The organism is Microbacterium testaceum (assembly GCF_003075375.1).
Classification (GTDB): Bacteria; Actinomycetota; Actinomycetes; order Actinomycetales; family Microbacteriaceae; genus Microbacterium; species Microbacterium testaceum_E.
In genome coordinates this window covers 53,331-73,932 of sequence record NZ_QDFT01000016.1, presented here as the reverse complement: position 1 = coordinate 73,932, position 20,602 = coordinate 53,331, and the positions used below count along the sequence as shown (strand labels likewise).

At 71.3% G+C, this 20,602-nt stretch carries 18 protein-coding genes and 1 tRNA gene; 9 read left to right on the top strand and 10 right to left on the bottom strand.

What is annotated here, in order from left to right:
• Both DC432_RS08455 and DC432_RS08450 read right to left on the bottom strand, forming a co-directional pair.
• Window positions 1-367: response regulator (locus DC432_RS08455; RefSeq protein WP_116537476.1), on the bottom strand; the 367-nt coding region annotated here is incomplete at its 3' end.
• The gene (locus tag DC432_RS08450; RefSeq protein WP_243393078.1) at window positions 364-1,965 is read right to left on the bottom strand and encodes a sensor histidine kinase; all 1,602 of its coding nucleotides are present in this window, start codon (window positions 1,963-1,965) and stop codon (window positions 364-366) included. The genes DC432_RS08455 and DC432_RS08450, both read right to left, overlap by 4 nt.
• 136 nt (window positions 1,966-2,101) lie before the next feature.
• Here DC432_RS08450 and DC432_RS08445 point away from each other — a divergent pair, with 136 nt between their 5' ends.
• Together DC432_RS08445 and DC432_RS08440 are read left to right on the top strand one after the other, a co-directional pair.
• A complete protein-coding gene (locus DC432_RS08445; RefSeq protein WP_116537474.1) occupies window positions 2,102-3,550 on the top strand; it encodes a cation:dicarboxylate symporter family transporter in 1,449 nt (482 codons plus the stop codon).
• A complete protein-coding gene (locus DC432_RS08440) occupies window positions 3,547-4,377 on the top strand; it encodes an HpcH/HpaI aldolase/citrate lyase family protein (RefSeq protein ID WP_116537473.1) in 831 nt (276 codons plus the stop codon). Before DC432_RS08445 ends, DC432_RS08440 begins: the two co-directional genes overlap by 4 nt.
• Before the next feature lie 37 nt (window positions 4,378-4,414).
• Here DC432_RS08440 and DC432_RS08435 read toward each other — a convergent pair whose 3' ends face one another.
• From DC432_RS08435 to DC432_RS08420, 4 genes are read right to left on the bottom strand one after another with little or no spacing between them, the layout of a single operon-like run.
• Window positions 4,415-4,972, bottom strand: a complete 558-nt coding sequence (locus DC432_RS08435) for a DUF1992 domain-containing protein (RefSeq protein ID WP_116537472.1) — start codon at window positions 4,970-4,972, stop codon at window positions 4,415-4,417.
• Window positions 4,969-5,901, bottom strand: coding sequence for an oxygenase MpaB family protein (locus DC432_RS16785; RefSeq protein WP_108317144.1), 933 nt, complete (start codon window positions 5,899-5,901; stop codon window positions 4,969-4,971). The genes DC432_RS08435 and DC432_RS16785 overlap by 4 nt, the downstream gene beginning before the upstream one ends.
• A gap of 51 nt (window positions 5,902-5,952) precedes the next feature.
• Window positions 5,953-6,483, bottom strand: coding sequence for a hypothetical protein (locus tag DC432_RS08425; RefSeq protein WP_116537471.1), 531 nt, complete (start codon window positions 6,481-6,483; stop codon window positions 5,953-5,955).
• Window positions 6,484-6,485: 2 nt separating this feature from the next.
• On the bottom strand, window positions 6,486-6,896 hold the full coding sequence (locus DC432_RS08420) for a DUF4383 domain-containing protein (protein WP_116537470.1): 411 nt from the start codon (window positions 6,894-6,896) through the stop codon (window positions 6,486-6,488).
• A 251-nt stretch (window positions 6,897-7,147) separates the two neighbouring features.
• On the opposite strand from DC432_RS08420, the gene DC432_RS08415 reads away from it, so the two are divergent.
• The 3 genes from DC432_RS08415 (at window position 7,148) to DC432_RS08405 (ending at window position 8,582) form a co-directional block, all read left to right on the top strand.
• Window positions 7,148-7,576, top strand: a complete 429-nt coding sequence (locus tag DC432_RS08415) for a YdeI/OmpD-associated family protein (protein WP_116537469.1) — start codon at window positions 7,148-7,150, stop codon at window positions 7,574-7,576.
• A 57-nt stretch (window positions 7,577-7,633) separates the two neighbouring features.
• Window positions 7,634-8,275 (top strand): asparagine synthase, encoded by a 642-nt coding sequence (locus DC432_RS08410; RefSeq protein WP_243393076.1) that lies wholly within the window; start codon window positions 7,634-7,636, stop codon window positions 8,273-8,275.
• 100 nt (window positions 8,276-8,375) lie between these two features.
• Complete coding sequence (locus DC432_RS08405) at window positions 8,376-8,582, top strand: hypothetical protein (protein WP_108317148.1); 207 nt, start codon at window positions 8,376-8,378, stop codon at window positions 8,580-8,582.
• Window positions 8,583-8,689: 107 nt separating this feature from the next.
• Here the strand turns inward: DC432_RS08405 and DC432_RS08400 are convergent.
• Window positions 8,690-8,762 (bottom strand) — tRNA-Arg (locus DC432_RS08400).
• A gap of 146 nt (window positions 8,763-8,908) precedes the next feature.
• Between DC432_RS08400 and DC432_RS08395 the strand changes: the two genes are divergently transcribed.
• A complete protein-coding gene (locus DC432_RS08395; RefSeq protein WP_116537468.1) occupies window positions 8,909-10,405 on the top strand; it encodes an L-serine ammonia-lyase, iron-sulfur-dependent, subunit alpha in 1,497 nt (498 codons plus the stop codon).
• Between the two features lie 36 nt (window positions 10,406-10,441).
• Here the strand turns inward: DC432_RS08395 and DC432_RS08390 are convergent, their stop codons facing one another.
• The gene (locus tag DC432_RS08390; protein WP_116537467.1) at window positions 10,442-10,873 is read right to left on the bottom strand and encodes a MarR family winged helix-turn-helix transcriptional regulator; all 432 of its coding nucleotides are present in this window, start codon (window positions 10,871-10,873) and stop codon (window positions 10,442-10,444) included.
• A 168-nt stretch (window positions 10,874-11,041) separates the two neighbouring features.
• Between DC432_RS08390 and DC432_RS08385 the strand changes: the two genes are divergently transcribed.
• A complete protein-coding gene (locus DC432_RS08385; RefSeq protein WP_116537466.1) occupies window positions 11,042-15,589 on the top strand; it encodes a metallophosphoesterase in 4,548 nt (1,515 codons plus the stop codon).
• 317 nt (window positions 15,590-15,906) lie between these two features.
• Here DC432_RS08385 and DC432_RS08380 read toward each other — a convergent pair whose 3' ends face one another.
• Window positions 15,907-16,527, bottom strand: a complete 621-nt coding sequence (locus DC432_RS08380; protein ID WP_116537465.1) for a histidine phosphatase family protein — start codon at window positions 16,525-16,527, stop codon at window positions 15,907-15,909.
• 448 nt (window positions 16,528-16,975) lie between these two features.
• On the opposite strand from DC432_RS08380, the gene DC432_RS08375 reads away from it, so the two are divergent.
• Both DC432_RS08375 and DC432_RS08370 read left to right on the top strand, forming a co-directional pair.
• Complete coding sequence (locus DC432_RS08375) at window positions 16,976-18,394, top strand: HNH endonuclease signature motif containing protein (RefSeq protein WP_116537464.1); 1,419 nt, start codon at window positions 16,976-16,978, stop codon at window positions 18,392-18,394.
• Window positions 18,395-18,509: 115 nt separating this feature from the next.
• A complete protein-coding gene (locus tag DC432_RS08370) occupies window positions 18,510-19,319 on the top strand; it encodes a Cof-type HAD-IIB family hydrolase (RefSeq protein ID WP_116537463.1) in 810 nt (269 codons plus the stop codon).
• A gap of 6 nt (window positions 19,320-19,325) precedes the next feature.
• Here the strand turns inward: DC432_RS08370 and DC432_RS08365 are convergent, their stop codons facing one another.
• Window positions 19,326-20,594 (bottom strand): trans-sulfuration enzyme family protein, encoded by a 1,269-nt coding sequence (locus DC432_RS08365; protein WP_116537462.1) that lies wholly within the window; start codon window positions 20,592-20,594, stop codon window positions 19,326-19,328.
• Window positions 20,595-20,602 lie beyond the last annotated feature (8 nt).

Here is a 20,602-nt window from a genome sequence, read left to right as displayed (position 1 = left end):
GTACCTGATCAAACCGTTCGCGCTCGCGGAACGCCGCGAACGCGAACGGTTTGATCAGGTACTGCACGACGCCGGTCGACACCGCGGCGCGGACAGTCGCGGCATCCCGCACCGCCGTGACCGCGATGATGTCGACCCCCGATCCCATCGCCCGCACGCGTCGCGCGACGTCGAGGCCCCCGCCGTCGGGCATGGTCATGTCGAGCAGCACCAGGTCGACGCGCCGCCCGGGGTCGGTGATCGCCGTCAGTGCGGCGCGCGCGCCCGACGCCTGCCCGGCGACCTCGAACCCCGGCACCCGTTCGACGTAGGCCGCGTGCAGTTCGAGGGCGAGGGCGTCGTCGTCGACCACCAGCACCCGGATCACGGGCCGACCGCCGGTGCGACGGCGGGGAGGAAGACGCGCACGGTGGTGGGCGCGTCCGTGACCTGCAGCGTCCCCCCGCGCGTGGCGACGATGTCGCGCACGAGCGTCAGGCCCACTCCCCGCCCGCCGGGCGCGTGCGCGGTCTTGGTCGACGCGCCGAAAGCGAAGGGATCGACGAGGGTCGGGTCGAAACCGGGACCGCTGTCGGCGATCTCGATGACGACGTCGTCGCCGCCGTCGCGCAGTGTCGCGCGGACCCAGCGGGGTTCGGCGCCGGCGGCCGCGGCATCCAGGGCGTTGTCGACGAGGTTGCCGACGACGGTCACCGCCTCGGCCGCGGCGAGGCGGAGCGCCGGGGTGGGTTCGGCGACGTCGATGTCGAGGCGCACGCCGCGCTCGGCGGCGTCGTCGAGTTTGCCGAGCAGCAGCGCCACGACGGTGGCGTCGTCGTCCGAGACCAGGCGGTCGGCGAGCTCCTGTCTCTCCCCGGTGGATGCCACGATCAAGCGCCGCGCCTCGTCCGTGCGGCCCAGTTCGAGCAGCGCCAGCAGGGCGTGCAGCCGATTGCCGTGCTCGTGCGTCTGCGAGCGCAGGGTGTCGCTCAGCGTGCGGACGCCCTCCAGTTCGCCCAGGAGCGCCTGCAGCTCGGAGCGGTCGCGCAGGGTCATCACCCGTCCGCGCTGGGGAGCACGTCGGCCGTTGAGGTCGCGCGCCTCCTCCTGGTTGACCAGCAGCACGCGATCGCCGGTGACGACGGTCTCTTCGACCATGCGCCGCCCGGTCGCGATGGCCTCGGCGAGACCGGCATCCATGTCGACCGCACGCGGGTCCAGCGAGACCTGTCCGCTCGTCGCCGGCGGAAGGCCCAGCAGGTCGGCGGCCTCGTCGTTGTACAGCACGATGCGCCCCGATCGATCGGTGACGACCAGCCCCTCGCGCAGCGAGTGCAGGACCGTCTCGTAGCTCTCGACGAGACGCGACAGCTCGGTGGGCGTGTACGACCCGGTGACGCGTCGCGCGCTGCGGCGGACGTAGAGGGCGCCCAGCACGCCCATGCCCACGATCGCGGCGGATGCCAAGACGATGAGCGGTGCGCGAGCGGCGATGTCCTGCTGCACGGCGCCGAGGGTCACGCCCACCGACACGAGCGCGACGATGGGTCCCTCTTCGGAGCCGTCCTGACGGATCGGCGCGATCGTGCGCACCGACGGTCCGAGGGTCCCCTCGTACACCTCGGTGAACGTGCGCCCCGCGAGGGCCTCGTCGCGCGACCCCAGGTACGGGTCGCCGATCTCGGAGCGGTTGCGGTGGGTCAGACGAATGCCGTCGGGCGTCATGATCGTGACGAACGACACGTCGGCCTCGGCGAGGATCTGCTCGACCATGGGCTGCAGGGTGTCGGAGTCGCCGACGGCGGCGAGCTGCGCGACATCGGGTTCGTGCGCGATGGTCTCGGCCACCGATCGCGTGACCTTCTCGGCCTCGCGTTGACCCGAGTCGCTCAGCTGCACGGACAGCAGGGCCGCGAGAACGCCCGCGACCAGGATGACGACGCCGAGCGATACCAGCGCCAGCCGTCCGCCCACACTCAGCCGCATGCTCACCGCCCTTCGTCGCGCCTGCCGTGAACAATACGACCACAAATCGTCACCGCGCTCGCCGTCGACCACAGTCGTGACATCCACCCGGCGCCTCCGCCGGACAACGAAGACGTTAGGAAAGGGATAGGCGCTGATGGCTCTCTCACTCCGCACCACTCGCGACGGTCGGCCGCGTAAGAAGATCGACCGCAACCACTGGCTCTACATCGCCGTCATCGTCGCCGTCGTCGGCGGCATCGTCGTGGGCCTCGTCGCCCCGGCCTTCGCCACGACCCTCGAGCCGCTCGGCAAGGGCTTCGTCAACCTCATCAAGATGATGATCGCCCCGGTCATCTTCTGCACGATCGTCGTGGGCATCGGCTCGATCGCCAAGGCGTCGACGGTCGGCAAGATCGGCGGCCTGGCGATGATCTACTTCCTGGTCATGTCGTCGTTCGCGCTGATCATCGGCCTGATCGTCGGCAACATCATCCACCCCGGCGAGGGGCTGAACATCGCCGGTGCGCAGTACGACGCCGTTCCCGAGGCCACCACCACGCAGGAGTTCATCCTCGGCATCATCCCGACCACGTTCTTCTCGGCCTTCACCGGCGGCAGCATCCTGCAGGTTCTCTTCATCGCCCTGCTCGTCGGCTTCGCCCTGCAGGGCATGGGCGAGCGCGGCGCGCGCATGGTCGAAGGGATCCGCAACTTCCAGGCGCTCGTCTTCCGCATCCTCGGCATGATCCTGTGGCTCGCCCCGATCGGTGCCTTCGGCGCGATCGCCGCGGTCGTCGGCAAGACCGGTTTCCAGGCCGTGATCAGCCTCGGCATCCTGATGGGTGCGTTCTACCTCACGTGCTTCCTCTTCATCACCCTGGTGCTGGGCGTGCTGCTCTACGCGGTCACCCGCGTCAACATCTTCACCCTGATGAAGTACCTCGGCCGCGAGTACCTGCTCATCGTCGGCACCTCGTCCTCCGAGGCCGCGTTGCCCCGCCTGATCGCCAAGATGGAGCACCTGGGCGTGTCCAAGCCCGTCGTCGGCATCACCGTCCCGACCGGCTACTCGTTCAACCTCGACGGCACGGCCATCTACCTGACGATGGCGTCGCTGTTCATCGCCTCCGCGATGGGCACGCCGATGTCGATCCCCGAGCAGATCGGCCTGATGATCTTCATGATCATCGCCTCCAAGGGTGCCGCGGGCGTCACCGGCGCCGGACTCGCCACCCTCGCGGGCGGTCTGTCGGCCTACCGTCCCGACCTGGTCAACGGCGTCGGCGTCATCGTCGGCATCGACCGCTTCATGTCCGAGGCGCGCGCCGTGACCAACTTCACCGGCAACGCGGTCGCGACCATGCTGATCGGTGTCTGGACCAAGCAGTACGACGGCGAGCGCGTCCGTCAGGTGCTGGCGGGTCAGATCCCCTTCGACGAGTCGCTCCTGACCGGTCACGACCACTCGGCCACTCCGTCGGCGGATGCCAAGGAGCAGGCGTCGCTCGAGGCCGGAACCGGTCCCGCGCCGGTCGACACCCAGGCGCTCAACGCCTTCCGCGCTCAGGCGGAAGCGGAGGCGGCGGCCCGGAGCCGCTCGTGACCCTCGCGCACACCCCGGCGGGGGCGGCTTCGGCCGCCCCCGCCCCTGCGCGTGTCGCGCTCGCGCGCACGTGGATGCTCCGCTCGCCGCTCGCGGGCGGCCTCGAGACCGCGGCCGACGTGCTCGTGCTCGACCTCGAGGACGGGCTGCCCGCCGGTCGCAAGGCCGAGGGACGGGATCGCGCGCGTCGGGCGGCCGCCGAGTCGCCCGTGTGGCTGCGCATCAGCGCCGCGGGCACGCGCGACGGCGAGGACGATCTCGCCCTCGGACGCGAGCTCGACGATCGACTCGCGGGGGTGGTGCTCGCGATGTGCGCCGGACCCGACGACGTCGCCCACGTCGCGGCATCCCTTCCCGAGGGCGTCCCCGTGGTCGCGATGATCGAGTCGGCGGCAGCCCTGCTGGTAGCCCCCGCGATCGCCGCCCACCCGGCGACGCGCCGCCTGGCGTTCGGAACGGGTGACTTCCGTCGCGACACGGGCATGGGCGCCGACCGCCTGGCGCTCTCGTGGCCGCGGGCGCAGCTCGTGGTCGCCTCGGCCGCCGCGGGGATCGCGGGCCCGATCGACGGTCCGTGCGGCGCGGTCGATCAGGCGCGGGATGCCGCGACGCACGCCGTGGCGATGGGCTTCACCGGGACGCTCGCCCTGCACGATGCCGCCGTCGCGGGCGCTCACGCGGGGTTCACCCCCGCGCCGGACGAGGTCGAGCGGGCCCGTGCGCTGCTGGGCGCGACGCCCGACGGTCCCGTCGACGGCTCGTACGCCCCGACTCTGGCGCGGGCCCGGGCCCTGGTCGAGCGCGCCGAGGCCCTCGCCGCGCTCTGACCTCGCGGGTCCCCGGACTCCTCGACGTCTCAGGACCTCAGCGCCCGCGCCGGCCCCATCGCCGCCGCGGCGCGGGAGCCTCGATCGCGGCGGCCGCCTCGCGGGCCCGGCGTCGCTCGGCCCAGGCCGCCACCTCGGCATCCACGTCCACCGTCGGCGTCACGACGGGCGGGCCGCCCAACAGCTGCCGACGGGCCTCGATCACCCGACGGTTGAAGTCCTCGAGGGCGTCGCGCACCTCGGCCTCGCGCGCGATGGCATCCATGCGCTCCGCCCTCTCGGCGTACTCCACCCGCAGAGTGAGGGCCGGAGGCCCCAGGCCGGTGAGCTGCTCGGTCTCGATCTTGCGCCGGATCCACCAGTCGGGGTCGTGCGACTCCCCGAGACCGGTGAGGGGTTTTCCGGCGCCGGGCAGGTCGTCGAACTCACCGCGGCGGATCGCCTGCTGGATCGCCGTCTCGACGAACGCCGCACGTTCGGCCGCGGTGGATCCGCGTTCCGGGGCCGAGCGCGTGGGCTCGGGTTCCAGCCCCGCCCCGCGCAGCGCGCGGTCGAGACGGTAGCGTTCGGCCGCCTGGCGGGGATCGTCGCTCATGCCGCCTCCGGCGTCTCACGCTCCAGGCGGCGCAGACGCACCCGGGCCATGTCCTGGGCGCGGGGTCCTGAGCCGAGGGCCCGTTCCGTGATGCGCAGCACGAGGCGTGTCAGCCCGAGCACGGGCAGGGGCCACCGCTTGACCCCGAGCATCTTGCGGTAGCGGCGCGGGATGGTCGCCACGGCCGCGGCGAACAGCACGCGGTACGACAGGCCCATCACCCCGGGGAACGGCGGCTTGCGCAGGAAGCGGACGACGTCGGCGACCCGCTCGTCGCCGCGCAGCTCGCCCCGGTCGTAGAAGCCGTCGATCTCGGCGCGCAGGGCGTCGCGGGTGAGCGGCGGATCGACGACGCGCATCAGGCGTCCCGCTGTCGCCCAGTCGGCGACGTAGCCGTCGGCGCCGCCCGGGATCGGCTGGCGCGACACCTCGTGCCCGGCGAGGAAGGCGTCGGTGAACGCCAGGTGCACCCAGCGCACCAGGTCGGCCGCCTCGGCGGTGTAGGCGCGCTCCGAGCCGTCGCCGGCACGGTATTCGCCCTTCACGCGCTGATGGAAGCGTCCGACGCGGCGGGTCTCGGCATCCGCCTGCGTCCGGGAACCATAGGTGAGGGTGATGACCCAGCGCACCGTGCCCGTGAGGCGTCCGATGGGGTCCTCACGGTAGCGGGACCAGTCGTGCACGCCCGCGAGGGCGCCGGGGTGCAGGGCTTGCAGGAGCAGGGCACGGATGCCGGCGACCAGCGTCCCCATTCCGGCGTGCACGGTCCACGCGGGGCCGTTCTCGGCGAAGTAGCCCGTGTCGTCCCCGTCGGCGATGGCGCGCACGTACGGGGCCATCCCGGTCGGGTCGCCCGCGAGAGCGACGAGGATCTTGCCCCGCAACGACTGGATCCAGCCGGGAGCGGAGGGGTAGGTCGCGTCGGTCACCCTTCCAGCGTGCCACCGTCTGAGCGGGTGGGCGCGGGAAGGGCGGCCGGGTCAGTGACCTTCGTGCGAGATCACAGGAACGGTGCCGTCGTCGCGCAACAGCACGGCGTCCTGCGTGGCGCCGAGAGCGGGGGTGACCAGCACCGCGACGACGGCGGCGGCCACGAGAAGGCCGATCACGCTCATCGGCTGCGCGGTGCGGGGTGCGCCGGAATCGCGGCGCAGACGACGCAGATGCGTCGCGGCGGTCGCTCCGACGACGACGAGCAGAACGGATGCCGCGGCCACGCCGATGATGCTGGTGTGCGCCGGGGCGAGGAACATCAGGCCGGTGGTCGCCACGAGGGCGAGCAGCACGCCGGCCAGCGTCGCCCGGGGGAGGACGAAGCGTCCGGTCGACAGGGCGGCGGCGCCCCATGCCAGGCCCGCCAGGCCCAGGACGACCATCCCGACTCCGAGGCCGCGCGCGGCGGCCCCGGAATCGGCACGGACGACCGCACCCGCGCCGAGGGCGGCGACGATGAGGCCGGCCCCCCACGCGGATACGGAGGGCCACGACCTCACGAAGGTCGCGGCAGTCATCGTCAGACCGCCGCGGTACGCGGGATGCTGCGCTCGGTGCCGAGACCGACACCCAGCAGCACGACCGCGCTGGCGAGGTGGAGGAAGTGGTCGGCGGTGTTCAGCGCGAGGATGTTCGCGGCGGTGCCGACCAGGAAGAAGCCGACGATGCCGAGCAGCAGGTAGACGGCGCCGACCGTGGTGTTGACGCCCTTGGCGGCACGGGCGTTGGCCAGGCCGGCGACGAGCAGCGCGGCACCGATCAGCAGGTGCGCGACGTTGTGCAGCGGGTTGACCTCGAAGATGCCGAGGAGCAGGCCGCCCTGGTCGGAGATGAAGCCGACGCCGCCGGTGACGGCGAATCCGAGCAGGCCGACGAGCAGGTAGACGGCGCCGAAGATGGTGGCGACGAGACGGTTGGGTGAAGAGCTCATGGTGAACCTCCCAGTGTGTTGACAGCGACCGTTCGGGCGCCTTTTCACATCTTCGGAGACAATGCGCTGTTCGGATTGCCCTTTGCGGGCAGGGGCCGTCTTCGGGTAGAACCCGGATACGACAGAAGGCCCCCGAGTACTCTCCGAGGCCCTCCGCAACGATTCCGACGGTACGAGCGGCCCCGGTGCGATCGGAGGGGATTGCGCTTTTCGGGGTGGTGACGTACTCGCGGCTTTGAGACACTCGCCGCATGCGTTTCGAGACGACCCTGTCGCAGACGGGCAACAACACCGGCATCGAGGTTCCCGCCGACGTCGTGGAGCAGCTGGGCGGCGGCAAGCGCCCCGCGGTGCTGGTCGACGTGAACGGCTACTCCTACCGGAGCACCATCGGGGTGATGGGCGGGCGGTTCCTCATCCCGTTCTCGTCCGACAAGCGCGCGGCGACGGGTCTCGCCGGCGGGGATGCCATCACCGTCGAGCTGACGCTCGACACGGCGCCGCGCACGGTCGAGATTCCCGACGACCTCGCCGCGGCGCTGGCGGCGGCCGGGGCACGGGGCGCCTTCGACGCCCTCTCGCCGAGCGCGCGCAAGGCGCACGTGACGAAGGTGACGTCGGCGAAGGCGGCCGAAACGCGCACGCGCCGCGTCGAGGCCGTCGTCGCCGCCCTCGCCTGAGCGCCGCCGGCACCGCGTCTCGACCCCGCCGGACGATAGCCTGGAGCGGGAGGTCCCGTGGGGCGCACGAAAGAGGCCATCGCCGAAGGGCTGTCCATCGCGACAGCGGCGGCGCGACTCGCGGTGCGCAACCGCATCCTCGTCGACACCATCGCGCGCGGCGGGCACTTCGACGGCGAACTGTTCGGCGAGTACGCGCGCGCGACCGTCCGCGCGCTCGCCGACGAGCAGGATCAGGCCGCCGAGCGCGTGACGCACCAGCGCAAGCGCGCCTGGGGTCGCTTCTCGGACTCGTCGGGGACACATGACTACCGCGATCGCGACACGCGCAACCTGCGTCGCCGGGCGAAGCAGTCGCGCGGTGTCGCGAAAGAGCTGCGGGCACTCGCCGACGACCCCGACCGGGTCGCCGAGCTGGTCGCGGATGCGCGGATCGCCGCGTGGGGCGATGTCGAGGCCAACCTGACCAAGAGGCTCGACGTCGAGGGCATGACGGCGGATGCCGATCCCGAGTACGCGCAGATGCGCAAGGCGCGCATGGACGCCCTGCGCATGGTCGACCTCGCCCGCCTCGCTTCGCAGGCGAAGCGTCGGGCGAAAGAGAAGGCGGCGGCCGCCGACGAGATTCCCGACGTCGAGACCGACGAGCCGCCCGCCGAGGGCAAGAGCGGCAAGAAGAAGAAGTCCGCCTCGCGCTGAGTCCCCGTCCCACGCCCGCCCGGGTGGCGTCTCGTCCGGGTGTCGTCGGCCGCTCCGGCGCCGATGTGGGTAGCCTCGGCGGCGACGAGAGGCGGTTCGCATGGCGCGACGACGGTTCGGACGCACGACGCGCGTGGCGCGCCCCGGCTACGCGATCGTGGCGGTGAGTGCGCGCGACGCGAACGGCTTCGTCCATCACTACGACGAGATCGAGACGCCGCTCGGGTCACTCCACGAGGCGGTCGCGATCCTGCAACTGCACTCGACGAGGATGGATGCCGCCCACGCGGGCGAGGAATCGGCGTAGTCGGCCCTGCCGCCACAGTGCGATGCCGGCGCACAGCATCCGAACAGAGAAGAAGCCCCGGCTGGAATTTCTTCACAGCCGGGGCTTGTCACTGTCTCAACACAGTGTGCGCCCGAAGGGACTCGAACCCCTAACCTTCTGATCCGTAGTCAGATGCTCTATCCATTGAGCTACGGGCGCAGGGCCTCCGCGCGAAACGGCGCGCAGGCCGTGGTCAAGCATAGCCGGGACCACCGGAGACGTCTAATCGGCCCCGAACGGCGTGCATCCCGGGCGTGGCGCGCGGGTGTCCGCGCGGTGTCGGGTCGGGGTCGTACGCTGGCGGGATGAGCGCATACACCTCCGCGTTCGAGCTGTTCTCCATCGGGATCGGACCCTCGAGCTCCCACACCGTCGGCCCCATGAAGGCCGCTTTCGAATTCGCCGCACGACTGCGGGGCGACGGCGCCCTGACCCGGGTGGCATCCGTCTCGTGCGCCCTCTACGGCTCGCTCGGCGCCACCGGCATCGGCCACGGCACCCCCGACGCCGTCGTGGCCGGGCTCCAGGGCCTCGAGCCCGAGACGGTCGACCCCGCCGCCGTCCGGCGCGCCTGGTCGGACTGGCCCGAGGGGCAGAGCCTCCTGCTCGCCGGCGCGCACGAGATCGCCTTCGCCAAGACCGACATCTCGCTCGAGCCGCGCACGCGCCTTCCCGGTCATCCCAACGCGATGACGCTCATCGCGCGCGACGCGCAGGGCCTGGTCCTGGCAGAAGAGACCTTCTACTCGATCGGCGGCGGGTTCATCCGCCGAGAGGGCGAACCCGCCCGCGTCGCGACGGCACCGCTTCCCCTCGCCTTCGCCGACGCCGCGACTCTCATCGAGTTGTGCGACGAACGCGGCATCACCATCGCCGAGGCCGCCCGTCTCAACGAAGAGGCCTTCCGCTCCGACGACGAGATCGCGGCGGGGCTGGATCGGATCTGGGATGCCATGGCCGCCTGCGTCGAAGCGGGGTTGCACAACGACGGGGTGCTGCCCGGCATCCTCAAGGTCAAGCGGCGGGCATCGGTCATCCGCGGGCAGCTCGAGGCGATCGAAGCCGAGGGGCACCGCGAGTTGCCGGGGGAGTGGCTCGGGGCTTTCGCCCTGGCCGTCAACGAAGAGAACGCCGCGGGCGGTCGGGTGGTGACGGCCCCGACCAACGGGGCGGCGGGCATCCTTCCCGCGGTGGCGATGTACTGGTGGCGGTTCCTGGCGGATTCGGGTCTCGGGGTCGGCAACGCCGTCACCCCGCACGGCGAGCTCGTCGGCAGCGCACTGCTCGGATACGACGGCCACGCCGTGACGCGGACCGAGGTGGCGCACTGGGACGACGAGGACGTCGCCGACGCCAACCGGCGTCGCGGCATCCGGCGCTTCCTGCTGACCGCGACGGCGCTGGGATCGCTCTTCAAGGCCAACGCCTCGATCTCGGGCGCCGAGGGTGGCTGCCAGGCCGAGGTCGGTTCGGCCTGCGCGATGGCGGCGGGTGGCCTGACGGCCGTCATGGGCGGCACCAACCGGCAGATCGAGAACGCGGCCGAGATCGCCATGGAGCACCACCTCGGGCTCACGTGCGATCCCGTCGGGGGTCTCGTGCAGATCCCGTGCATCGAGCGCAACGCGATCGCGGCGTCGACGGCGGTCACGGCGGCACGCCTGGCCCTGCGCGGAGACGGCAGCCACTACGTCTCGCTCGACGCGGTGGTCGAGACGATGCGTCAGACCGGCATCGACATGTCGACGAAGTACAAAGAGACCAGCGAGGGCGGCCTCGCCGTCAACGTCATCGAGTGCTGAGCGTCGTCCCCGTGGGAGCGTAGCCCGCGGGGACGGTCAGGCGCGGCCGCGCAGTTTGGCCGTGAGGGCCTGAAGCTGTGCGAGCTCGTCGTTGTCGAGGCGGGCCATCCGCTGGGCGATCGAGCGGCCGTGGGCGGCCGCGAGGCGGCGGAAGACGACGGCCCCGTCCTCGGTGGCGGTCACGAGCGAGCCACGACCGTCCTCGGGGTCGGCGCACTTGATCAGCAACCCCCGCGTGACCATCCGCTCCACCAGTCGCGAAACGCTCGGTTGACTGATCAGCATGTTGCCCGTGACGTCGCGCAGACGCGCGGTCATGCCCGGGGCACGCGTGACCGTGAGCAGCACGTCGTACTCGGCCTGCGTGAGCTCGGTGCCGTCGAAGTCCGAACGGATGTCCTCGAACACCTCGTGCTGCGCGCGGAAGAGGTTCTCCCAGGCTTGCACGGCGAGGCGTCGATCGGTCATCCCTAAACCATAGAGCTCATGGGGGCGGGCGAGCCCCGCGCGCGGGTATCACACGCGGGTAGCGCGTCGCGTCACCCGTCGGTCACCCGGCCGGCGGTCAGCGTTCACGTGCGTCTCCGATGAGATTCCTATGGTCGGAGCATCCCCCCAGACGAAGGTGGCTCCGCCATGCGCCCACGGCATCCCCGTGTCCTTTCCGCAACCCTCGCGACCGCGCTGGTCGCCGGGATCGCCCCGATCCTCGCCGTCCCCGCCGCGCACGCCGCGCTCGGTGCGCCCGCGGTCGTGGTGACCGAGATCGTCGCCGACAACACCGGCGCCGACAACTTCGAGTACATCGAGGTCCACAACGTGTCGGATGCCGCGGTCGACCTCGCGGCATCCGGTGTGACCTTCGCCTACTCGTACGACGACTCCACCGACCGCTCGCGCGACGTGCCGCTCACCGCCGAGCCCCTGGTGCTGGACGCCCACGAGACGGCCCTGCTGTGGGTGAGCTACACCTCGGGATCCGTCGACACCTCGATCCGCACGATCGAAGAATTCCGTGCCTTCCACAAGGTCGCCGCCGACGTCGAGGTCGTGCGGGTCACGGGCCAGCCCGGTCTCGCCAACGGCGGCAACCGCGGGATCCGGGTGCTCGTCGGCGGAGAACTGTCGTCGTGGTCGCACGCCCCCGCCGGTGCCTTCGGCGCCGATCTGGCCGCGCACTTCGCCCTGCCCGCCGACCCCGGCGCCCGACGCCTGGACGTCTTCGGCGTGAACGCCGCGCCGTCGCCCGGCAGCGTGCTGCCCGAGGCCGTCGTCCGGCCCGCCGGCCCCTCGCCCACGCCGACCGCGACCCCCGGCCCGACGGCGACGCCGAGCGCCACCCCGACGACGACGCCGCCGACCGGCTCGACCCCCGCGGGCGCGCCGTTGCAGGTCACCGAGCTGCTGCCCGACTCCGCGAACGTCGGAGGCTCCGACGGGTACGAGTTCATCGAGGTGTTCAACGCCACGGCGGCGCCGATCGACTTCTCGGATTACGCCATCGACTACCTCTACCCGGTCGAGGGAACCGTGAGCCGCTGGCCGGCCGTGCCCGCCGACGTCGTCATCCCGGCCCGCGGCACCCTGGTCTTCTGGATCAAGAACGGCGCGAACGACGCGCTCACCGTCGCGGACTTCAACCGGCAGTTCGGCACCGCACTGGTCGCCGGCGCCTCGCTCGTCGAGATCTCTTCGGCGGGCATGGCGAACGGGAGCGCTCGCGGCATCCAGGTCTCGACGAACACCGGCTACGCGGTCAGTGCGGCGTTCTACAACCTCGACGGACGCGACGACACCCAGGCCGACAAGGGCATCCGCTACACGACCTCCGAGGATCCCGCGCGGCAGCGTCTGCTCGACCTCGCGCCCGCGACGCCGGGAGCGGTGCAGAGCGATCAGGTGGCCCCCGCCCCGGTCGCCGTTCCGATGGACACCACCGCCCCCACCGTCACCGACCGGACGGCCGCCGAGATCACCCCGGGTGCCGACTTCGTCGTCGACCTGGCCCTCGCCGATGACGTGCAGGTGCGCACCGCGACGCTGGAGCTGCGCAACGACGTCGACGCCGAACCCCTGCGCATCCCGCTCACCGACGCGGGCGGCGGGGTCTTCCGTCACACCGTGAAGGCCGTCGACCTCACCGGCAAGCGGTGGTACGCCTACCGCGTGACCGCCTCGGACGGAGCGAACAGCGTCACGACGCCCGAGCGCCGGGTGGCGGTGGCCGGGCTCACCGACGCGCCCGTGCGCCTGAACCTCGCCGAGGGGGCGTTCGTGCGCGGAGCGACCGAGGTCGTGGCATCCGGGGACGCGTATCCGAGCCCGCTGACCCTGACGATCGACGGTGCCGCCGTCGAGACGACGCCGAGTCTCGAGGGCCGCCCCACCTTCGTGTTCGAAGCGACCAACGTCAACTACTACTTCAAGAACGGCGTGCGCATCGGCGACGACGTGCTGACAATCTTCGACAAGGGCACCGAGGGGTGGGAGACCATCGCGACCCCCGTGCCGCTGGACTACCTGCAGCGCGGCGGCGACCTCACGGTCAGCGTGTGGGCGGGCACCAAGAAGGCGCCCGAGATCGATCCCGACGAGAACAACGACGACTTCGAGATCCGCGGCCTGCGACTGGTGCTGCCCGACGGGCGCACGCTCACGCCCGCGGGCTACGCCGATCCCACGTCGGTGCTGCGCATGGGCGACAGTGCGGGCAAGCTCGACTTCTTCGACGCCCGTTTCACGGTGCCCGAGGACGCGTACTCCGCCGTGTCGCACACCTGGGACACGGCCGCCCGCGCCGACGGCGACGCCGTCGTCTCGGCGAGCGACGGCGATGAGACGGTGTCGGCGACGGTGCACGTCGACAACACCGCTCCCGTGGTCACCTCGCGGGTTCTCGACGGCACCGCCTACCGGGGTGAGATCGTCCTCGACGCCCAGGTCAGCGACGCGGGTTCGGGCGTCGCCTCGACCATCGCACGGCTGGACGGTCGAGAGATCACCCTGCCGTTCACGACCTCGTCGCTGACCCTGGCTGCCGGCGATCACGCGTTCGAGGTCGTGGCGACGGACGCGGTGGGCAACTCCACGACGTGGACGGCGACCTTCGAGACGTACGCGGAGCAGCCGGGTGCGGGTCTGCTCTCGCCGGCCGAGGGTGCGGAGGTCGCCGCCGGCGACGTGACGCTGCAGGCCAAGGTCGAGGACCCGCAGGGCGACGCGCTCGACGTGGCGTTCCTCGAGGGGCGCCGCCTCGACCTCGCCGACGGCGATGTCGCGGTGCGGTCCGGAACGGTCGCGGATGCCGCCGCCGTCGAGCGGACCGAAGCGCGCACGCTGTCGCGGGAGCAGGTCGAGGGCCTCGCCGCCGTCGACGGTTCGACCGCCGACGTCTCGAGCTCCGAGGCGTTCCCCTACCAGTTGTTCGAGGTGGCGGTGGATGACGCCGACGCCGGCGCCGATGTGCGATCGACCTGGTCGGGGCGGGCGAACGCCGGTGCCACGGTCGTGTTGTCGGTCCAGCGTCCCGACGGGTCGGGGTGGGACGAGGTGGCTCGCCACGTGGCCGCCGCCGACGACGAGGCCTTCACCCTCGAGGGTGTGGTCTCGGTCGACGACCACCGCGTCGACGGGGTCGTGCGCATGCTCGTGCAGCACTCCGAGGGCTTCGCGGCGCCGGATCGCAGCACGCGTGACAGCGCGGTCGAACCCCGCAACGCCGGCGATGTGCCGCGCTCGGAGTACGACTTCACCCTTGGGTGGGAGTCGGACACCCAGTACTACAACGAGAACGAGATGGCGGGTGAGCCCTATAAGCACCAGGAGGCGATCCACTCGTACTTCCTGGACCGTCGTGACGAGCTCAACCTGCAGTACGTGTTCCACACGGGCGACATCGTCGACGACTACGACGTCATCCCCCAATGGGACCGTGCCGCCGTGCAGTACGACCGACTCGACCGAGCGGGCCTTCCCTACGGTGTGCTGGCCGGCAACCACGACGTGGGTCACGACGTCGGCGACTACACGAACTACGGCACCTACTTCGGCGAGAAGCGATTCGCGGACAACCCCTGGTACGGCGGAAGCTACGAGAACAACCGCGGCCACTACGACCTCGTCTCGGCCGGCGGCATCGACTTCCTCATGCTGTACACCGGGTGGCTGCCCGACGACGCGTCCATCGCCTGGATGAACGACGTGCTGAAGCGCTACCCCGACCGCGTCGCGATCGTCGCCCAGCACGAATTCATCCTCACCACAGGCGGGCTCGGAGCCATCCCGCAGCGCGTGCTCGACGAGGTCGTGGCGACCAACCCGAACGTGCGGATGGTGATGTCGGGTCACTACCACGACGCCTTCCTGCGCACCGACGCGTTCGACGACGACGGTGACGGCGTCGACGACCGCACCGTGTACTCGATGCTGTTCGACTACCAGGGACTGCCCGAGGGCGGTCTGGGGTATCTGCGACTGCTGCACTTCGACAACGAGGGCGAACGCATGATGGTGCGCACCTACTCGCCGTCGCTCGATCGCTACAACTCGGACGAGCCCAGCCTTCTCGGGCCGGCCGACGACCCGTACGCGCAGCAGGAGTTCGAGCTGACGTACGACCAGCTGGGGATCGAGCCGCGCGAGCGGACGCTGGGCACCGAGGCGTTCTCGGCCGAGGTCCTGGGGTCGACCGAGATCGCGACGTTCTCGGACGTTCCCAGCGGCACGATCCTGTCGGCCACCTGGCCGGTGCCGGACGAGGGCGAGCACGGCTGGTACGTGCGCTCGACCGACCCCTACGGTGCGGTGGATCGCTCGCGGGTCGCGCTGTTTACGGTGGGCGCGGCGTCGGTCGAGCCGGGGGAACCGGGTCCGGGTGATCCCGGAACCGGGCTTCCGGGGTCAGGTCAGCCGGGGTCTGGGCTCCCGGGTTCGGGTCAGCCGGGGGCGGGTCTTCCGGGTTCGGGTCAGCCGGGGGCGGGTCTTCCGGGCTCGGGTGGTGCGGGGGCGTCCTCGAGCGGGTCCGCCGACGCGCTCGGGGGGTCCGAGGATCGTTCCGGTCGCACCCCGCTCGCCGTGACGGGACGGGATGCCGCCGCCCTCCTGCCGTGGGCTCTCGGGGCCGGTCTGCTGCTCGCCGTCGGTGCGGGACTCGCGATCGCGAGGCGGCGCGCTCGCCGCGGGTGACAGGTGCGGACGGGGTCCGCGTCGCGTCGCGGCGTCGGGCCCCGTCCCCCGCCCGCTCGGCCGGATCGCGTGGGTCGGCGGGGCGGTGGCATCCCGTGTGCCGCGGGTGACGAAAGAGTAAGGGCCGGTCGGAGAGGCTTCCGACCGGCCCTTGTCCCTGCACCAAGAGTGTCCTGCAATCACATGTCGGTAGCCGCCACAGCAAAACAACTACCGTGCGAGCACTCTATAACGGTGAGGTAACGGAGGGGAAGAGGTCGTCGTTATATTTCCGTGATGAATTTTCGGATGGTCGCCTCGGCGGCATCCGGGGTGCCTCAGCGTCCGCGCACGTGGTTCCACTGCGTGATGACCTCGGAACCGTGCTCGAAGCCCAGTTCGCTCACCGCCGACGTGCCGAGGACGAAGTAGCGCCCCCCGTCGGCGGTCAGCCCCAGCCAGGTGCCGGCCAGGGCGCGCAGGAAGTGGGAGTGCGAGAACAGCAGGATCTGCTCGCCGGCGCGCACGCGCGGGCGCAGTTCGTCCAGCAATGAGGCGGCGCGGGCCGTGACCTCGGCGATCGACTCCCCGGGGGTGGCGCCGGCCGGGGCGCCCGCCTGCCAGATCGTCCAGGGGTGCCCGACCTGCTCGATGATCTCGGGAGTCGTCATGCCCTCGAAGGCGCCGTAGTCCCACTCGACCAGGCGCGGCTCGGGTTGCGCCCGAGGGTAGCCGGCGCGCGTGGCGGTCTCGACGGCGCGTTGCAGCGGGCTCGTCAGAACGAGGTCGTAGCGCCGGGTCGCGAGCAGCGTTCCCGCCAGCTCGGCCTTGTAGGCCCCGGTCTCGGTCAGCGGGATGTCCGTGAGGCCGGTGTGGCGGCCGGTGCGGCTCCACTCGGTCTCTCCGTGCCGCACCAGCACGATGCGGCCGTCGGGTTCGGTCAGGTCTGCGTCCTTCACGGTTTCATCCTCGCGTGTCGTCGGGGTGTCGGCATCCGGGGCTGCCTGATACGGGCTGTTCGGTTGCGTCGCCGGGGCGGGGCGGGGCGGGGCGGGGTGGGGCGGGCCGGGCCGGGGCGGGGTGGTGCATCGGTGATGGGGATGGTCGCGGACGGATGAAGGGCCGGTCGGGAGATTCCCGACCGGCCCTTTCCTGCACGAGAGTGTCCTGCAATCACATGTCGGTAGCTGCCACAGCAAAACAACTACCGTGATCACACTCTATAACGGTGAGGTAACGGAGCGGAAGAGGATCTCGTCACGCTTTCGTGATTCATAGGTCGAGTGGCTCGCGGGCCGAGCGGTCCGGGTCCCCGCCCCTCCTCCACGGGGTGCTCGAGCGCTGGTCTGTGCACAAGAAAGTCCGTCTGACCGGGGCAATGTCGGAGGTCGGAGCTAGCATGCAGACATGTCACCCGAGACTCCTCCGCCTGCCGCTCCCGACGGGTCCCGCACTCGTCAGGCGCTGATCGCCGACGCGCTCGCGGCGGACGCGGCGTTCGCGGCGGCCGAAGTGTGGCGCACCCGCGCCTACGCGGCGCTCGGACAGTACGGGCTCGACGCGGCGGCGGGCGACCGCCCGACGAAGCGCGCATCCGACATGGCGTTGCGCGAGATTGCGTCCGAACTCGCGGCGGCGCAGCGATTGTCCGATCGCACGGTGCAGGCCCACATCGGCCGCGCGATGCAGATCGTCGACGATCTGCCGGTCACTCTCGCGGCGTGGGGAACGGGAACGCTGACCCGGGCTCACGTGCGGGCCATCGCCGACGTCGTGTCGACCCTGCCCGAAGAGCGGAGCGCCGAGTTCGACGCGATCGCCGCGTCCCTCGGGCCGCAGCTCAGCCCCGGGCGCCTGCGCGCCCGCCTGGCGGCGGTCGCCGAGAAGCTGCAGCCGACCACTCTCTCCGAACGGCACCGGCGGGGCCGCGAGACGCGCTGCGTGCGCATCGTGACGGGCGTCGACGGCATGTCCGACCTCATCGCCACCCTGCCCACGGTGCTCGCGGTGGGCATCTACGACCGTCTGACGCAGCAGAGTCGGGCCCTGATCGACGCGAGGGAGCAGGGGGCGGACGCCGTTTCGTGCGGGTCCGGCGGCGGGTCCGGCGGCGGTGTCGGCGCGGTGGGCGTGGACGGGGCGGAATCGACGGCCGAGGGGATTTCCGGCGACGACGAACGCACCACCGACCAGATCCGCGCCGACATCCTCGCGGATCTTCTCCTGACGACGGCCCCGTCCCTCGACCCGACCCACGCCGACGGCGAGGCGGGTGGTCTGGGTGCGATCCGGGCGCGGGTTCAGGTGGTGGTTCCGGCGTTGTCGGTGCTGCGGCCGGAGGACGAGAACCTCGATCCGGCAGAGCTCGTCGGTCACGGGCCGATCGACATCGACACCGCCCGCAGGTTGGCTGAGGCGACCGTCGTGCCGTGGGACCGGGTGCTGACGCACCCGGTGACCGGTGAGGTGCTGTCGACCGACACCTACCATCGCACCGCGGCGATCGACCGTCACCTCCGCGCCCGGGACCGACGGTGCCGGTGGCCGGGGTGCGCCGTGCCGGCCATCCGCTGCGAGGTCGACCACACGCGTGAATGGGCACGAGGCGGCAGGACCGAGGTGGCCAATCTCGGACACCTCTGCCAAAGACATCACTCGCAGAAGCAGTTCACTCGATGGAGCGTGCGCCAGCGAGCCGGCGGCGTGCTCGAGTGGACCTCGCCGTCGGGGCGGATGTACGCCGACGAGCCTCTGCCGTACTCACCGGCGGTGCGGTTCCTTCCGGACGAGTCGCCGCCGCCCGATTCCGAGCCGATCCCGTTCTGATGCTGCGGCTGGGTCACGTCCGTCCCCGGCCCGGGGCTATCTCCCGCCCGCCTCCGCCCCGCGCCCTCAACCCGTCCCGTCCGCCCCGCGCCGCGGCGCCTGCGAGGATGGTCGCATGCCTCACGACATCCGCCTCGTCGCCGTCGACATGGACGGCACGCTCCTCGACGGCGACGGCCGGATCCCGGCATCCCTCTGGGATGTCCTGCCGCGCCTCGCCGCGCGAGACGTGGCCTTCGTGCCGGCGTCCGGACGCCAGCTGGCCACCCTGCGCCAGGCGTTCGGAGACGCGTCGGACGACATGTCGTTCATCGCCGAGAACGGCGCGTACGTCGTCCACGAGGGTGCCGAGGTCGCCGCGTTCGCCCTGGAGCGAGACGTCGTCGAACGCGCGATCCGCCACCTGCGCGACCTCTCCGCCGCCGGCTACGACCTCGGCGTCGTCCTGTGCGGCAAACGCTCGGCGTACATCGAACGCACCGACGAGGACTTCACGGCCCACGCGGCCACCTACTACGCCGCCCTCGAAGCGGTCGACGACCTGCTCGCCGTCGACGACGACGTGCTCAAGATCGCCGTCTACGACTACGCCCTCGCCGAAGAGAGCGTGGGACGCGCCCTCGACGACATCGCCGCGACGCACCGCGTCGTCGTGTCGGCGCGGCACTGGGTCGACATCATGAACCCCGGCGTCGACAAGGGGACCGCCCTTCGCGCTCTGCAAGAGGCACTGCGAGTCGCCCCGGAGCAGACCGCCGCCTTCGGCGACTACCTGAACGATCTCGAGATGATGGATGCCGCCCACTGGTCGTACGCGATGCAGAACGCGCATCCCGATGTCCTCGCCCGCGCGCGCCACCGCGCTCCGTCGAACATCGACCAGGGCGTCCCCCGCACGCTCGCCGAGCTCTTCCCGGAGCGGTGAACCCGCTCAGCCTGCGGTGGGGAACGTCGCGTCCAACGCCGCCTCCAGATCGGCGAGCAGGTCCTCGGCATCCTCCAGCCCCACCGACAGGCGCAGGTGCCCGTAGCGGCGGAACGGCTCGGGATACGTCGCCGTGCGCGGACCGTCCGCCGCGGTGTGCACGATCAGACTGTCGTCGTGGCCGAGCGAGAAGCCGGACGTGATGAGCCGCAGCTGCGCCACGAAACGGTTCTGCGCGTCGGGATCGCCCTCGACGGCGAACGCCATCATGCCGCCGTACGCGTGTCCGCCGAATTGCCGTCGTGCGACCTCGTGCCCGGGATGGGACTCCAGACCCGGATACGCGACGAAGGCGACCCTCCGGTCCGCCTCGAGGAACTCCGCGACCCGCTGCGCCGAGGCGAAATGCTGACGCAGCCGCAGCGGCAGCGTGACCGATCCGCGCTGGATCATCCAGGCGTTGAAGGGCGAGACGATCCCGCCGACGTCGACCATCGCGTCGGCCTTGATCGGCTCGATGAGCTCGCTGCGCCCCACGACCGCTCCGCCCATGGCGTCGCCGTGGCCGTTGATGTACTTCGTCAGCGAGTGCACGACGAGGTCGGCGCCGTCCTCGAGCGGACGGTAGAACGGCGGCGGCGTGAACGTCGAGTCCACCATCAGCACCGCACCGGCGGCGTGGGCGATCTCGGCGAGCAGGGCGATGTCGGCGACCTTCGTCGTGGGGTTGGCGATCGCCTCGACGCACACGAGCACCGTCTCGGGACGCAGCGCCGCGCGCACGGCATCCGCATCCGTGACATCGACGAAGGTGGCCTGGATGCCGTAGCGCCGGGGGAGCAGTTCGGTCCACAGCCGCCACGTGGCCTCGTACACGACGTCGCTGACGACGACGTGATCCCCGGCGCGCACGTGCGTGAAGAACACGGCGTGCAGGGCGGCGACACCGGACGCGAGGACGACGGCGTCCTCGCCGTGCTCGAGCGCGGCGAGTTTGCGTTCGAGAGCGACTTGGTTGACGCCGGAGTTGCGGGTGTAGAGGTTCGGCGCGGTGGCCGACCAGCTGATCTCGCTCGGATCGTCGGGCAGCGCGAAAGAGTTCGACATCACCAGTGGCGTCTTCAACGCGCGGGTGCTGTCGAGCCGGATACCGCCGTGCACCGCCAGGCTCGACGGCCCCAGACTCCGCTCGACGCCGCGCTCCGGACGACCGGCCCCGCCGCCGACGGTTCCGCCCGCCTGCTCGGCCGTCTTCGCGTCGTCTGCTGCTGGCATCCCGGTCC